This is a genomic window from Nonomuraea sp. B10E15 (assembly GCF_039871615.1).
In the GTDB taxonomy this organism is placed as follows: domain Bacteria; phylum Actinomycetota; class Actinomycetes; order Streptosporangiales; family Streptosporangiaceae; genus Nonomuraea.
In genome coordinates this window covers 111029-124094 of the sequence record NZ_JBDPMB010000016.1, presented here as the reverse complement: position 1 = coordinate 124094, position 13066 = coordinate 111029, and the positions used below count along the sequence as shown (strand labels likewise).

Here is a 13066-nt window from a genome sequence, read left to right as displayed (position 1 = left end):
CCGAAGTCGGACATGGGGAGGGATACCTGGAATGGGGGGAGAAATAACCATGAAAAGGGTATTGTTCGACGTCGCGGCCCTGATCGCGCGCGTGGTGACAGGCGTGATCTTCCTTGCTCATGGATGGCAGAAGTGGCAGGGCGGCCTCGGCGCCACCGCACAGGGCTTCAGGGAGTCGGGGATCCCGCTGCCCGAGCTGGCCGCCTCCTACGCGACCGTCGTGGAGACCGTCGGCGGCATCTTCCTCATCCTTGGCCTGCTGGTCAGGCCGGTGGCGTTGCTGCTGCTGATCAACATGCTGGGCGCCATCTTCTTCGTGCACTGGGGGCTCACCCCGTTGTCTTCCGACAACGGCTGGGAGCTGCCTGGCGCACTGGGCACGCTGAGCCTGCTGTTCCTCGTGCTGGGCGGCGGCAGGTTCGGCCTGGACGGCATCGTCCGCACGATGTCGCGCAGGCGTGCCGAACGCCGTGCGGCCGAGGTGGAGCTCGCCGCCCGCGCGCCCGCCAGGCCCGGCACGGCCACGACCGGCACGACGACGACCGGTGCGGCCGGGGGGCCGACGACGCCCGAGCCGGCGCAGCAGGAGCCTCCCCAGGTGCCCCGGCAGCCGAGCGCGCCGAAGGACAGCACGCTCAGCGACAAGGACATGCGGGACATCGACGCCCTGGTCGGCGACGAGCCGCCCCCGCGCCGCGGCGAACCGCCGAAAGGCTGACTCAGCGGGAGGTGAGGTCGCGCAGCGCCTCGATCAGCCGGTCCACGTGCTCCTGCGTGGTGCCGATGCCGATCGAGGCGCGCACCGCTGATGCCGTGCCGTCCTCGCAGCCGCCGCCCGAGTGCACGTCCACCAGGTGACGGACGAACGGGTGCGCGCAGAACTTGCCGTCGCGCACCCCGATGCCATATTCGCCGGACAGCACCTCCGCCACCTCGCGGGCCGGGCGTCCGTCGACGGTGAACGACACGATGCCCACGCGCGGGTGGTCCTCCCCCCACAGGGACAGCTCGCGTACGCCCTCGATCGAGGCGAGACCGGCACGCAGCCGGGCGACCAGCCGCTCCTCCTCCCGCACCAGCGGGGTCCACCCGGTGGCGGTGAGCGCGTCGCAGGCCGCGGCCAGCGCGATGGCGCCGAGCACGTTCGGCGTGCCCGCCTCGTGCCGCGGCTCCGGGTCGTCGTGCCACTCGACGGCGCCGGCCACCGACCGGACCGCGCCCCCGCCCCTCAGGTACGGCTCCGCCTCGGCAAGCCAGTCACGCCGCCCGATCAGCACGCCGGCCCCGAAGGGCGCATAGAGCTTGTGCCCGGAGAAGGCCACGTAGTCGAGATCGAGCGCGGTGAGGTTGAGCCGCCGGTGCGGTACGAGTTGCGCGGCGTCCACCAGGATCCTGGCGCCGTGCCGGTGCGCGATGTGGGCCAGCGCGGCGATGGGCCACAGCTCGCCGGTGACGTTGGAGGCGGCGGTGACCACGAGCAGCTTGGGCCCGTCGATCGCGGCCAGCGCGTCGTCGGCGGCGCGCACGGCCTGGCCGGGGAGGGCGGGCGGCGCCAGCCGTACGGACCGGGGCCAGGGGAGGAGGGAGGCGTGGTGTTCGGTGTCGAAGACCACGGTGGTCGTGCCCTCGGGCAGGCAGCGGGCGAGCAGGTTGGTGGCGTCGGTGGTGTTGCGGGTGAAGATCACGGCGTCGTCCGGCCGGGCGCCGGCGAACGCGCTGACCGTGTGACGGGCCTGCTCGTAGCGGGCGGTGGTGAGCTGGGAGGCGTAGCCCGCGCCGCGGTGGACGCTGGAGTAGGCCGGGAGCGCGGCGGCGACGGCCGCGCTGACCGGCGCGAGACAAGGGGCGCTGGCGGCGTAGTCGAGGTTGGCGTAGCTCACCAGCCTGCCGCCCTTGACCGGGACCTTGAGGTCGGCGCCGAGCACGGCGGGGACGCGCGGTTCCTCGGTGGTGGCGGGAGCCTCGTCCGCCCGGACGTGAGCGGACTTGAAGATCGTCAGCGTGGACACGGCAATCCTCCTCGGGGTCGTCGGACCCCTGGAGCAGCCAGCGGAGCCCGCGCTTGCCCGCCACACCTCGTGACGGACCAGGTCTTCACCCGGGGCACCCCGCCGCGGACGCGAGGGTTGCCGGCCAGCTAGCCGGGGCTTGTCGCTGGCACTCATGACCTACGTCAAGGACTATAACCCGTACCAGGGCATGGATCGCAAGCGGGCGAACTTATGGGACAGCTGAGTCGTTGCTACCGGGAGACCCGCCGTCACATGCCTTGGAGGTGCGTAAATGCTGGAATGGGTGGCTGACCCGCAAATCTGGATCGGTTTTCTCACCCTCGTCGCCCTGGAGATCGTGCTGGGGATCGACAACATCATTTTCATCTCCATCCTGGCGGGCAAGCTGCCCCCGGAGCAGCGTGACCGGGCCCGCGTGCTCGGCCTGGCCGCGGCGCTGATCAGCCGCCTGCTCCTGCTGCTCGGGCTGTCGTGGGTGGTACGCCTGACCGATCCGCTGTTCGCGGTCTTCGGCCACGACATCTCGGGACGCGATCTGATCTTGCTCCTGGGCGGCCTGTTCCTGCTGGCCAAGAGCGTCACGGAGATCGGCCACAGCATGGAGGGGCCGCACGGCAAGGACGGCAGGAAGGCCGCGGCGGCCTCCTTCACGTCCGTCATCGTGCAGATCATGGTGCTCGACGTCGTCTTCTCGCTCGACTCCGTGATCACGGCCGTCGGCATGGTCGACGAGCTCGGCGTGATGGTCGCGGCGGTCGTGGTGGCGGTGCTGGTGATGTTGTTCGCCTCCGGGCCGATCAGCAGGTTCGTCGACCGGCATCCGACCATCAAGATGCTGGCGCTGGCGTTCCTCGTGCTGATCGGGGTGATGCTCGTCGCCGAGGGGCTCGGCCAGCACATCCCCAAGGGCTACATCTACTTCGCGATGGCGTTCTCGGTGATCGTGGAGCTGCTGAACATCCGCATGCGCGGCAGGCACGCCAGGCAGCGGGCGTTGGAGGAGGAGACGGAAGAGGGCACTCCCGCGACGGAGGATCCGGCTTCTAAGATGAAATGATGCGCTTTGATCCCTGGAATCCGGATTTCGTGGCTCACCCGTACGGCGTCTACGAAGAGCTGCGGCGCGAGGCCCCGATCAGCTACTTCGAACCGACGAACCAGTGGCTGATCTCGCGCCACGCGGACGTCAACGCGCTGCTCAGAGACCGCCGCCTGGGCCGGTCCTACCTGCACGTGGCCACGCACGAGGAGTTCGGCAGGCCGCCGGAGCCGGAGTTCCAGGAGCCGTTCTGGCGGGTGATCAGGGCAGGCATGCTCGACGTGGAGCCGCCGGTGCACACGAGGCTGCGCCGGCTGGTCTCCAAGGCGTTCACGCCGCGCATGGTCGAGTCGCTGCGCCCCCGCGTGCGCGCCATCGCCCGGGAGCTGGTGGACACGTACGTCGCCAAGGGCGGCGGCGACCTGATCGCCGAGGTCGCCGAGCCGCTGCCGGTCACCGTGATCGCCGAGATGCTCGGCATCCCCGACCAGGACCGCCACCTGCTGCGCCCGTGGTCGGCCGGCATCTGCGGCATGTACGAGCTCAACCCCGCCCCCGACGCCCAGCACGCCGCGGTCCGAGCGGCGGAGGAGTTCGCCGGCTACCTCAGGGCCCTGGCCGCCGAGCGCCGGCCGCGCCCCGGCGACGATCTGATCAGCGCGCTCACCCAGATCGCCGAGCTGACCGAGGACGAGCTGGTCGGCACGTGCGTCCTGCTGCTCAACGCCGGTCACGAGGCCACCGTGAACGTGACGGGCAACGGCTGGTGGTCGCTGTTCAGAAACCCCGCCGAGCTCGTACGGCTGCGCGGGGACCCCTCGCTGCTGCCCACGGCCGTGGAGGAGCTGATGCGCTGGGACACGCCGCTGCAGATGTTCGAGCGCTGGGTGCTGGAGGACATCGAGGTGCACGGCGTGGAGATCCCGCGTGGCGCGGAGGTGGCGTTGTTGTTCGGGTCGGCCAATCGGGACCAGACGGTGTTCGACGACCCTGACAGGCTCGACGTCGGCCGTGCCGACAACCCGCACATATCCTTCGGCGCCGGGATCCACTTCTGCCTGGGAGCGCCGCTGGCCAGGATCGAGCTCATGGAGTCGTTCGGGGCGCTCCTGGACCGCGCGGCCACGCTGGAGCTGCGGCAGGAGCCGGAGTGGAAGCCGGGCTACGTCATCCGCGGCCTGCGGTCCCTGGAGCTCACCGCGACTGGCTGAGCCAGCCGAAGCCGCCGAGACCCGACGGGTCGATCAGCTCGCCCTCCTCGGAGGCTCTGGCCAGGGCGCGCAGGTAGCCGCGCGGATCGGCGTGGGCCAGGTCGGCGGGGGGCCTGGCGCCGGTGATGCCGAGGGCCTTGAGGGCGTCACGCTGTGTGGACAAGGTTGTGGATATCGCCCCGGCTCCGCGGCCGGCCTCCGCGCACGCGTCGAGCGCGACATGCGCCGTGATGTCGCAGGTGCCGTCGGGGACGGGGGTCACGACCGCGCCGTCGCGGTATCCGGTCAGGGTCCCACAGGGCGGACGGTTATCCACAGGATGTGCGTAATCGATGGCGATCGCTCTGCCTTTGACGAGGCGGTCCAGGACCGACGCCCAGGCCCTGTCGCGGGGGCAGCCGATCTCCGCGCGAGCCCCCACCCGGAGCAACGGCCACCATCGTTCGAGCCATTCGCGGTCGGCCGGCGCGGGCGGGCCGCCGAGCCGTTCCTCGCCGGTGCGGACGTCGACCATGAGCAGCCGCGGGCCCTGGGGGGTCTGCTCCACCACGTCGAGCGGGATGTTGTCGAGCCATTCGTTGGCGATGGCCAGCCCGGTGACGGCGGCGGGCAGGTCGGGGCGCCAGCGGATCCGTTCGGGCACGCCCTCTGGCCGGGGGCAGAGGTCGACGGCGGTGATGCGCAGCCGGTCGCGCAGGCCTGGCTCGGCGGCGGCCAGGACCTGGGTGACCAGGGTGCCCTCGCCCGCGCCGATGTCGACCAGATCGAGCACGCCGGGGGAGCCGAGCTCGGCGTCCACCTCGGCGAGCAGCGCCAGCACCGCGTCGGCGAACGCGGGGGAGGCGCTGACCGAGGTGCGGAAGTGGCCCGAAGGGCGTTCGCGGAGGTAGAAGCCCCCCTCGCCGTAGAGCGCGCGCTCCGTCGCGGCGCGCCAGGTGAGCCACATGTCTGGACTATCTCATGACTTTCGCCGGGCACGGTGCGTTATGGAAAGACTACTGAGTGTCCTTGGCTTGGGGTACGGTTGACGCATTGTCACCGAGAGGCCACTTTCCGTTCTCTTGGTCGAGCACGTCCTGCGGCCCTCAAGGCGGCCGCGCAATCGAGAGGAGCCCTCATGCTGAAGAAGGCCATGGTCGTCGCCGGAGCCGTCGCGATGTTGTCCCTCGCCGCCCCCGCGCACGCCGACATCACCAGTGGCGCAGGCGGCATCGCCTCGGGCAACCAGCTGCACCTGCCCATCGCCATCCCGGTCAACGTCTGCGGCAACGCGGTGGCCGTGATCGGCGGGGCCCTCGCCGGCTGCAAGGGCGGCGCCTTCGCCCACGTGCCCAGCCACCACTGAGTGAGGCGAGCCCGGGCCGGCGCAGGCCGGCCCGGGTCCGTCCGGGTCGGTCAGTCGGCGGTCGGCCGGCCCGGTGCACCTCCAAGGGATTCGCATCTTTCGCGGGCGTCGGGTCCAGGTGACTCGGCGCCCGCTGCCATGCGATGAACCCCTCTCCTCATCTCTTCCGACAGGGGGTGCGTTTTTTGTATGCCCTTGTCGCTTTTGTCGTTAACTCAACGCGCGGCAAAGGCACGGTCACATGCTCGGCTCCAGGAGGCCGTTACCCTGGTCGGCAACGCCATCACGAAGAAGAGGCCCGCATCAGCGAGCTGCCGTCCCTGGTCGAGACCCGTGAGCGGCAGTGCGCAGCGGCTTTCTCGTTCGCAGTCGACAGGGGTGAGGTCATGGACGCGGGTGATCGCCCGGCACGGCTGACCGTCGGCGTGCTCGGAGCGGGCAAGGTCGGCTCTGCCCTCGGCGCCGCGCTGGCGCAGGCGGGTCACCGGGTGGTGGCCGCCAGCGGGGTGTCCGACAATTCGCAACGGTGGGCCGCCGACCGGCTCGGCGTCACGCCGGTCCGGCCCGACGAGGTCGTGGCCGCGGCCCAGCTGATCCTGCTCACCGTGCCGGACGACGCGCTGCCCGACCTGGTCAACGGGCTGGCGTCCACGGGGGCCGACCTGCACGGCAAGCTGCTGGCGCACACCAGCGGGGCGTACGGGCTGTCGGTGCTCGACCCGGCGGCCGAGGCCGGCGCCCTGCCGCTCGCGCTGCACCCGGTGATGACGTTCACCGGCCGCGACGACGACCTCAACAAGCTCACCGGCATCTCCTACGGCGTGACCGCGCCCGACGTGCTGCGTCCCATCGCCGAGGCCCTGGTGATCGAGATGGGCGGAGAGCCGGTCTGGATCGCCGACGCCGACCGCCCGCTCTACCACGCGGCGCTGGCGGGAGCGGCCAACCACATGGTCACGCTCATCGCCGAGTCGTCCGACCTGCTCGTACGCATCGGCGTCGACCACCCCGGCCGGATGCTGGGGCCGCTGCTCGGCGCCGCGCTCGACAACGTGCTGCGGCTCGGCATCGCCGGGCTCACCGGCCCCGTGGTGCGCGGCGACGCCGGCACCGTGCGCAAGCACGTCGACGCGCTGATCCTGGCCGCTCCCGAGGCGGCCGACGCCTACATCGCGCTGGCCAGGCTCACGGCCGACCGGGCGCTCGCCGCGGGCCTGCTCAAACCCGAGGAGGCGGAGCGGCTCCTCGACGCGCTGGGGGGCAATATATGGACTTGACGCGCCACGAGGGCGCCGTCGCCTGGAGGAGTGGCACGAAGGGGCATGATGGAGCTGATCGTCGCCAGAAACCGGGAAGACCTGGTCAAGGCGCGTGGTGGTGGCGAGGTGGCCCTGGTGCCGACCATGGGCGCGTTGCACGAGGGGCACAAGGCGCTGATCAGGCAGGCGCGCGCTCGTGCCGATCATGTCGTGGTCAGCATCTTCGTCAATCCTCTGCAATTTGCTCCTAATGAGGATTTTTCGCGTTATCCCCGTACATTCGAGGCGGATCTCGACGCGTGCCGGGCCGAGGGGGTCGACGTCGTCTTCCATCCGGCCGTCGAGGACATGTACGCGCCCGACCGCCAGGTGAGCGTCTCCGCCGGCCGGATGGGCGAGCTCGTCGAGGGCGCGGCGCGGCCCGGTCACTTCGACGGGGTGCTCACCGTGGTGCTCAAGCTGTTCAACGTGGTCCAGCCCGACCGGGCGGTGTTCGGGCAGAAGGACGCCCAGCAACTCGCCCTCATCCGCCGCATGGTCGCCGATCTCGACCTGCCGATCGAGATCCTCGACGTGCCCACCGTGCGCGAGCCCGACGGCCTGGCCCTGTCCAGCCGCAACCGGTTCCTGTCCGACGACGACCGGCGGGTGGCGCTGGCGCTCTCGCGAGCGCTGCGGGCCGGCGCGGCCGAGCTCACGCCGTCCAGGATCCGCGCGGCGGCGCGGGAGGTGCTCGACACGGCGGGGCCCGGCCTTGACGTCGACTACCTGGTCCTCGTCGACCCGGCCACCTTCGCCGAGGTGGACGACTCGTACGAAGGCATGGCCGTGCTCGCGGTGGCCGCCAGGGTCGGGGCGACGCGTCTGATCGACAACGTCAGCGTGACGTTGACCCGCGCCTGAGCCTGCGGGCACCCCGGGGCGAGGCCATCAGGAGCGAGGGGTTATCGTCATAATGACGAGATCGCCCAAGCGAGGAGACCCCCATGAGTGCACCGGCGATTCCCCTGCGTCTGACCGCCCCCGCGCCAGGCTGGACCGTCGAGGCCGACGTGGTCGTCGTGGGGTCGGGCATCGCGGGCCTGACCGCGGCCCTGCGCTACGCCGAGCTGGAGCCGGCGGCCAAGGTCCTGGTCGTGACCAAGGACGTGCTGTCGGCCGGCTCGACCCGGTGGGCCCAGGGCGGCATCGCGGCCGTGCTCCACCCGCAGGACACCCCCGACCAGCACCTGAGCGACACATTGCTCGCCGGGGTGGGGTTGTGCGACGTGGCGGCCGTGCGCACGCTGGTGACGGAGGGGCCGGGCGCGTTGCGGCGGCTCATGGCCCGCGGCGCGCGGTTCGACCGGACCTCCGGCGGCGAGCTCCAGCTCACCAGGGAGGGCGGCCACCGCCGGCGCCGGATCGTGCACGCGGGCGGCGACGCCACCGGCGCGGAGGTGCAGCGGGCGCTCGTCGAGGCGGTCCGCGCGGGAACGATCGAGGTGATCGAGCACGCCCTGGTGCTCGACCTGCTCAAGGACGCCGAGGGGCGGGCCAGGGGCGTGACGCTGCACGTCATGGGCGAGGGCGCGCGTGACGGGGTGGGCGCGGTGCGCGCCAGAGCCGTGGTGCTGGCCACGGGCGGCATGGGCCAGGTCTACGCCGCCACGACCAACCCCGCCGTATCCACCGGCGACGGGGTGGCGCTGGCGCTGCGGGCCGGGGCCGTGGTGCGCGACCTCGAGTTCGTGCAGTTCCACCCGACCGTCCTGTGGCTCGGCCCCGCATCGACCGGGCAGCAGCCGCTGATCTCCGAGGCGGTCAGGGGCGAGGGCGCGTTCCTGGTCGACCACGAGGGCGAACGGTTCATGCGCGGCGAGCATGACCTGGCCGACCTTGCGCCGCGCGACGTCGTGGCCAAGGCGATCATGCGGAGGATTCGCGAGACCGGGCACGAACACGTCTACCTCGACGGCCGCCACTTCGGCCGCGACACGTGGCAGGCCCGCTTCCCCACGATCTACGCCGTCTGCCGCGAGCACGGCATCGACCCGGCCGCCGAGCTGATCCCCGTCGCTCCGGCCGCCCACTACGCCAGCGGCGGTGTCCGTACGGACCTGCGCGGGCGCACCTCCATCGAAGGTTTGTACGCGTGCGGCGAGGTGGCCTGCACGGGCGTGCACGGCGCGAACCGGCTCGCCTCCAACTCCCTGCTCGAAGGCCTCGTCTTCGCCGAGCGCATCGCCGAGGACATCCACCGCGTACGCCCCGAGCCGGGAGAGCCGGTGGACGGGGAGGCGGCGTCCGGGCTGGTGGACCCGCGGACGCGCCCCAGAATTCAGGGCCACATGAGCATGGGGGCGAGCGTCCTGCGCAGCCGCGAGTCCCTGCTCCTCACGGCGAAGGCGCTGCGGGACGCCCGCTGGACACCCGTCGCGGTGCCCGCGTGCACCGAGTCGTGGGAGGCCACCAACCTGCTCACCGTCGCCACCGTGCTCACCGGCGCGGCGACGGCCAGGCTCGAGACCCGTGGCTCGCACTGGCGCGAGGACCACGGCACCCGCGACGACGACGAATGGCTGGGTCACCTGGACGTGACCCTGACGGAGGAGGGCCCGCGCATGACGTACACACCTCATGAGGACGCGAGTTCGCGGCGGATCGGTGACCGCGAGGCCGCGGCGCGGGAGCTGACCGCGGCCGGGCTCGATCCGGTAGCCGTGGACGCGCTGATCGACCGGGCGCTGGAGGAGGACCTGCGGGAGAAGGGCGACGTGACGAGCCTGGCCACCGTCCCGGCCGACCGGCACGCGGTCGCCGACGTGGTGGCCCGCAAGGACGGCATCGTCGCCGGGCTGGCCGTGGCCGAGGCGGTGTTCGTAAGGCTGGGGGCGGACCGCTCGGAGCGCGGGGCCAAGGACGGTGACCGGGTGCGGGCGGGCGACGTGCTGATGACCGTCGAAGGGCCGGTCAGGGCGCTGCTGACGGCCGAGCGCACCGCGCTCAACCTGCTCACGCACCTGTCCGGGGTGGCCACGCTGACGGGCAGGTGGGTCGAGGCGATCAGCGGTACGGCGGCGCGCGTGCGCGACAGCCGCAAGACGCTGCCGGGGCTGCGGGCGCTGGAGAAGTACGCCGTGCGCTGCGGCGGCGGCGTGAACCACCGGATGTCGTTGTCGGACGCCGCCCTGATCAAGGACAACCACGTGGTGGCGGCGGGGGGCGTGGCCGAGGCGTTCAGGGCGGTGCGGGAGTGCTACCCCGACCTGCCGATCGAGGTGGAGGTCGACCGGCTGGACCAGCTGGAGGCCGTGCTGGACGAGGGTGCCGAGGAGATCCTGCTGGACAACTTCACGATCGAGGACACCGCGCGTGCCGTACAAATCGTGAAAAAGCAGGTGGGAAACAGGGTTGCCCTTGAAGCAAGCGGGGGATTGACCTTGGAATCGGCTCGTGATGTGGCTGACACTGGCGTGGACTACCTTGCGGTGGGAGCGCTTACGCACTCGGCGCCGGCCCTGGACATCGCACTTGATCTGCGGGGGTAATTGATGCTGCTCACGATCGACGTCGGCAACACGCACACGGTGCTGGGGCTGTTCGAGGGCGAGGACGTCATCGAGCACTGGCGGCTGGCCACCGACGCCCGCCGCACCGCCGACGAGATCGCGGTCGTGCTGCAGGGTCTGCTGACGCAGTCGCCGCTGCTCAAAGGGGCCGACATCGACGGCATCGCCATCTGCTCCACCGTGCCGAGCGTGCTCAACGAGATGCGCGAGATGTGCCGCCGCTACTACGGCGACGTGACCGCGGTGATCGTGGAGCCGGGCATCCGCACCGGCGTCCCCGTACGCATGGACAACCCCAAGGAGGTCGGCAGCGACCGCATCGTCAACGCGCTGGCGGCCATCGACCAGTACGGCGGCCCGTGCGTCATCGTCGACTTCGGCACCGCGACCTCGTTCGACGCGGTGTCGGCCAAGGGCGAATACGTCGGCGCGGTCACCGCGCCCGGCATCGAGATCTCGGTCGACGCGCTGGCCGCCGCCGGGGCACAACTGCACAAGGTCGAGCTCGTACGCCCCCGCTCGGTGATCGCGAAGAACACCGTCGAGGCCCTGCAGGCCGGCATCATCTACGGCTTCGCCGGCCAGGTCGACGGCATCGTGGAGCGCATCGCCGCGGAGCTGGCCGACGACCCCGACGAGGTGACGGTCGTGGCCACCGGCGGGCACGCGGGGCTGGTGGTGGGCGAGTCGCGCTTGATTGACGTGCACGAGCCGTGGCTGACCCTCATCGGGCTGCGGCTGATCTACCACCGCAACGTGGCGTGAGACCTGGACGAGTCACTGCGGTTCGCCGGATCCCCTACCCTTTGTTGTTGTGAGCGACGAACTTCCCGAGCAGATGCGCATCCGGAGGGAGAAGCTCGACCGCCTTCGCAGCGAGGGCGTCGACCCTTACCCGGTGCTTTTCCCACGCACGGCCACCAACGCCGAGGTCAGGGAGAAATACCAGGGCCTGGAGCCCGACACCGCCACCGGTGACACGGTCTCGGTCGCGGGCCGCGTCATGCTCAACCGCGTGGGCGGCAAGCTCTGCTTCGCCACGCTCCGCGACGGCGGCGCCGACCTGCAGGTCATGATCTCGCTCGACAAGGTGGGCGAGGATTCGCTGGCCCGCTGGAAGCACGACGTCGACCTGGGCGACCACGTGGGCGTGACCGGCGAGGTCATCACCTCGCGCAGGGGCGAGCTGTCCGTGCTGGCCGACAGCTGGCAGATCACCAGCAAGTGCCTGCGCCCGCTGCCGGAGAAGCACGTCGGGCTCACCGATCCGGAGGCCCGGGTCCGCCAGCGCTACGTCGACCTGATCGTCAACGACGAGTCGAGGAAGATGGCCGGGGTCCGCAGCGCCACCGTGCGCGCTGTTCGCGACTTCTGGCACGAGGAGGGCTACCTCGAGGTCGAGACGCCGATGTTGCAGCCGATCCACGGCGGCGCCACGGCCCGGCCGTTCAAGACCCACATCAACGCCTACGACATGGAGCTCTATCTCCGCATCGCGATCGAGCTCTATCTCAAGCGGCTCGTGGTCGGCGGCATCGAGAAGGTCTTCGAGATCAACCGAAACTTCCGCAACGAGGGCGCCGACTCGACGCACAACCCCGAGTTCACCATGGTCGAGGCCTACGGCACCTACCTCGACTACAACGGCATCGCCGACCTGACGCAGCGGATGTACCAGAAGGCCGTCGTGGCCGCCCTGGACACCTCGGTGGTCGTGCACGACGGTGTCGAGGTCGACCTGGGCATCCCCGAGTGGCCGCGCGTCACCCTCTACGGCGCGGTGTCCGAGGCCGTCGGCGAGCAGATCACGACCTCGACCTCGCTCGAAGAGCTGCGCAAGATCGCCGACCGGCGCGAGATCCCCTGGGATCCGAAGTGGGGCGCGGGCAAGCTCGTGCAGGAGCTCTTCGAGGCGCTCGTCGAGCACACGATCATCCAGCCCACGTTCGTCATGGACTATCCGCTGGAGACCTCGCCGCTGGCCCGGCAGCACCGCGACGACCCGCTGGTCACGGAGAAGTGGGACCTCATCGGGTTCGGCACCGAGCTGGGCACCGGCTACTCCGAGCTCAACGACCCCATCGAGCAGCGCCGCCGCCTGGTCGAGCAGTCCTTGCTGGCCGCGGGCGGTGACCCGGAGGCCATGCAGCTCGACGAGGACTTCCTGCAGTCGCTCGAATACGCGATGCCGCCGACGGGCGGCATGGGCGCCGGGATCGACCGGATGATCATGGCGTTCACCGGTAAGAACATCCGCGAGACCATCTTGTTCCCCCTGGTCAAGCCCACTCACTGAGGCCACGTGGCATCCCGCCGCACCGGTTGCGGCGGGGTGCTCGCGCGCGCGGCGAGCCGGGCGGGCGCTCCGTCGTGCCGGGGAAGCGGTGACGGACGATCGGCCGTCCTGCCCCGGGATCGGGGCCGGGCTTGTCAGCATCGGGTCAAGACCGCGGGCGAGTGGCGCGCGAGTGTGCGGAGTTCTGCGGGGGACGTCCGGCAGCGCTGGGTCCATCATGACGGTGATGCACGCACAGGCCCGGAAATAAGGTGACTCCTGGCTTGCCGCGTGCCGCCGCCCGTGGTGAAGAGCGGCTGAGCGTTCCCGCCCGCACGTATGGATCATGCAGTAAATCGCGCGCGGATGGATCA

11 protein-coding genes and 1 riboswitch are annotated in these 13066 nt (G+C 70.9%); of the genes, 9 read left to right on the top strand and 2 right to left on the bottom strand.

All coding sequences use genetic code 11. The features are described 5' to 3' along the window. Positions 1-49: 49 nt before the first annotated feature. Entirely contained in the window at positions 50-718 is a 669-nt protein-coding gene (locus ABGB14_RS34370; protein ID WP_347648009.1) for a DoxX family protein, read from the top strand. Position 719: 1 nt separating this feature from the next. On the opposite strand, the gene ABGB14_RS34365 is transcribed toward ABGB14_RS34370, so the two are convergent. After that, positions 720-1925, bottom strand: coding sequence for an aminotransferase class V-fold PLP-dependent enzyme (locus ABGB14_RS34365; protein ID WP_347648090.1), 1206 nt, complete (start codon positions 1923-1925; stop codon positions 720-722). Between the two features lie 128 nt (positions 1926-2053). Next, a riboswitch (SAM riboswitch) is annotated at positions 2054-2169 on the bottom strand. Between the two features lie 114 nt (positions 2170-2283). On the opposite strand from ABGB14_RS34365, the gene ABGB14_RS34360 reads away from it, so the two are divergent. After that, the gene (locus ABGB14_RS34360) at positions 2284-3069 is read left to right on the top strand and encodes a TerC family protein (protein WP_347648008.1); all 786 of its coding nucleotides are present in this window, start codon (positions 2284-2286) and stop codon (positions 3067-3069) included. Then, positions 3069-4262, top strand: coding sequence for a cytochrome P450 (locus ABGB14_RS34355; protein ID WP_347648007.1), 1194 nt, complete (start codon positions 3069-3071; stop codon positions 4260-4262). The genes ABGB14_RS34360 and ABGB14_RS34355 overlap by 1 nt, the downstream gene beginning before the upstream one ends. Here the strand turns inward: ABGB14_RS34355 and ABGB14_RS34350 are convergent. Further along, positions 4246-5208, bottom strand: coding sequence for an SAM-dependent methyltransferase (locus tag ABGB14_RS34350; protein ID WP_347648006.1), 963 nt, complete (start codon positions 5206-5208; stop codon positions 4246-4248). The two genes, ABGB14_RS34355 and ABGB14_RS34350, sit on opposite strands and share 17 nt — an antisense overlap. 171 nt (positions 5209-5379) lie before the next feature. On the opposite strand from ABGB14_RS34350, the gene ABGB14_RS34345 reads away from it, so the two are divergent. The 6 genes from ABGB14_RS34345 (at position 5380) to lysX (ending at position 12713) form a co-directional block, all read left to right on the top strand. Then, positions 5380-5607, top strand: a complete 228-nt coding sequence (locus ABGB14_RS34345; RefSeq protein ID WP_132510477.1) for a chaplin family protein — start codon at positions 5380-5382, stop codon at positions 5605-5607. Between the two features lie 386 nt (positions 5608-5993). After that, a complete protein-coding gene (locus ABGB14_RS34340; RefSeq protein WP_347648005.1) occupies positions 5994-6884 on the top strand; it encodes a DUF2520 domain-containing protein in 891 nt (296 codons plus the stop codon). A gap of 48 nt (positions 6885-6932) precedes the next feature. Continuing rightward, complete coding sequence (gene panC / locus ABGB14_RS34335) at positions 6933-7769, top strand: pantoate--beta-alanine ligase (protein WP_347648089.1); 837 nt, start codon at positions 6933-6935, stop codon at positions 7767-7769. 83 nt (positions 7770-7852) lie between these two features. Further along, positions 7853-10396, top strand: coding sequence for an L-aspartate oxidase (locus tag ABGB14_RS34330; protein ID WP_347648004.1), 2544 nt, complete (start codon positions 7853-7855; stop codon positions 10394-10396). A gap of 3 nt (positions 10397-10399) precedes the next feature. Beyond that, positions 10400-11182, top strand: a complete 783-nt coding sequence (locus tag ABGB14_RS34325; protein WP_347648003.1) for a type III pantothenate kinase — start codon at positions 10400-10402, stop codon at positions 11180-11182. Positions 11183-11231: 49 nt separating this feature from the next. Next, entirely contained in the window at positions 11232-12713 is a 1482-nt protein-coding gene (gene lysX / locus ABGB14_RS34320; RefSeq protein ID WP_347648002.1) for a bifunctional lysylphosphatidylglycerol synthetase/lysine--tRNA ligase LysX, read from the top strand. Positions 12714-13066 lie beyond the last annotated feature (353 nt).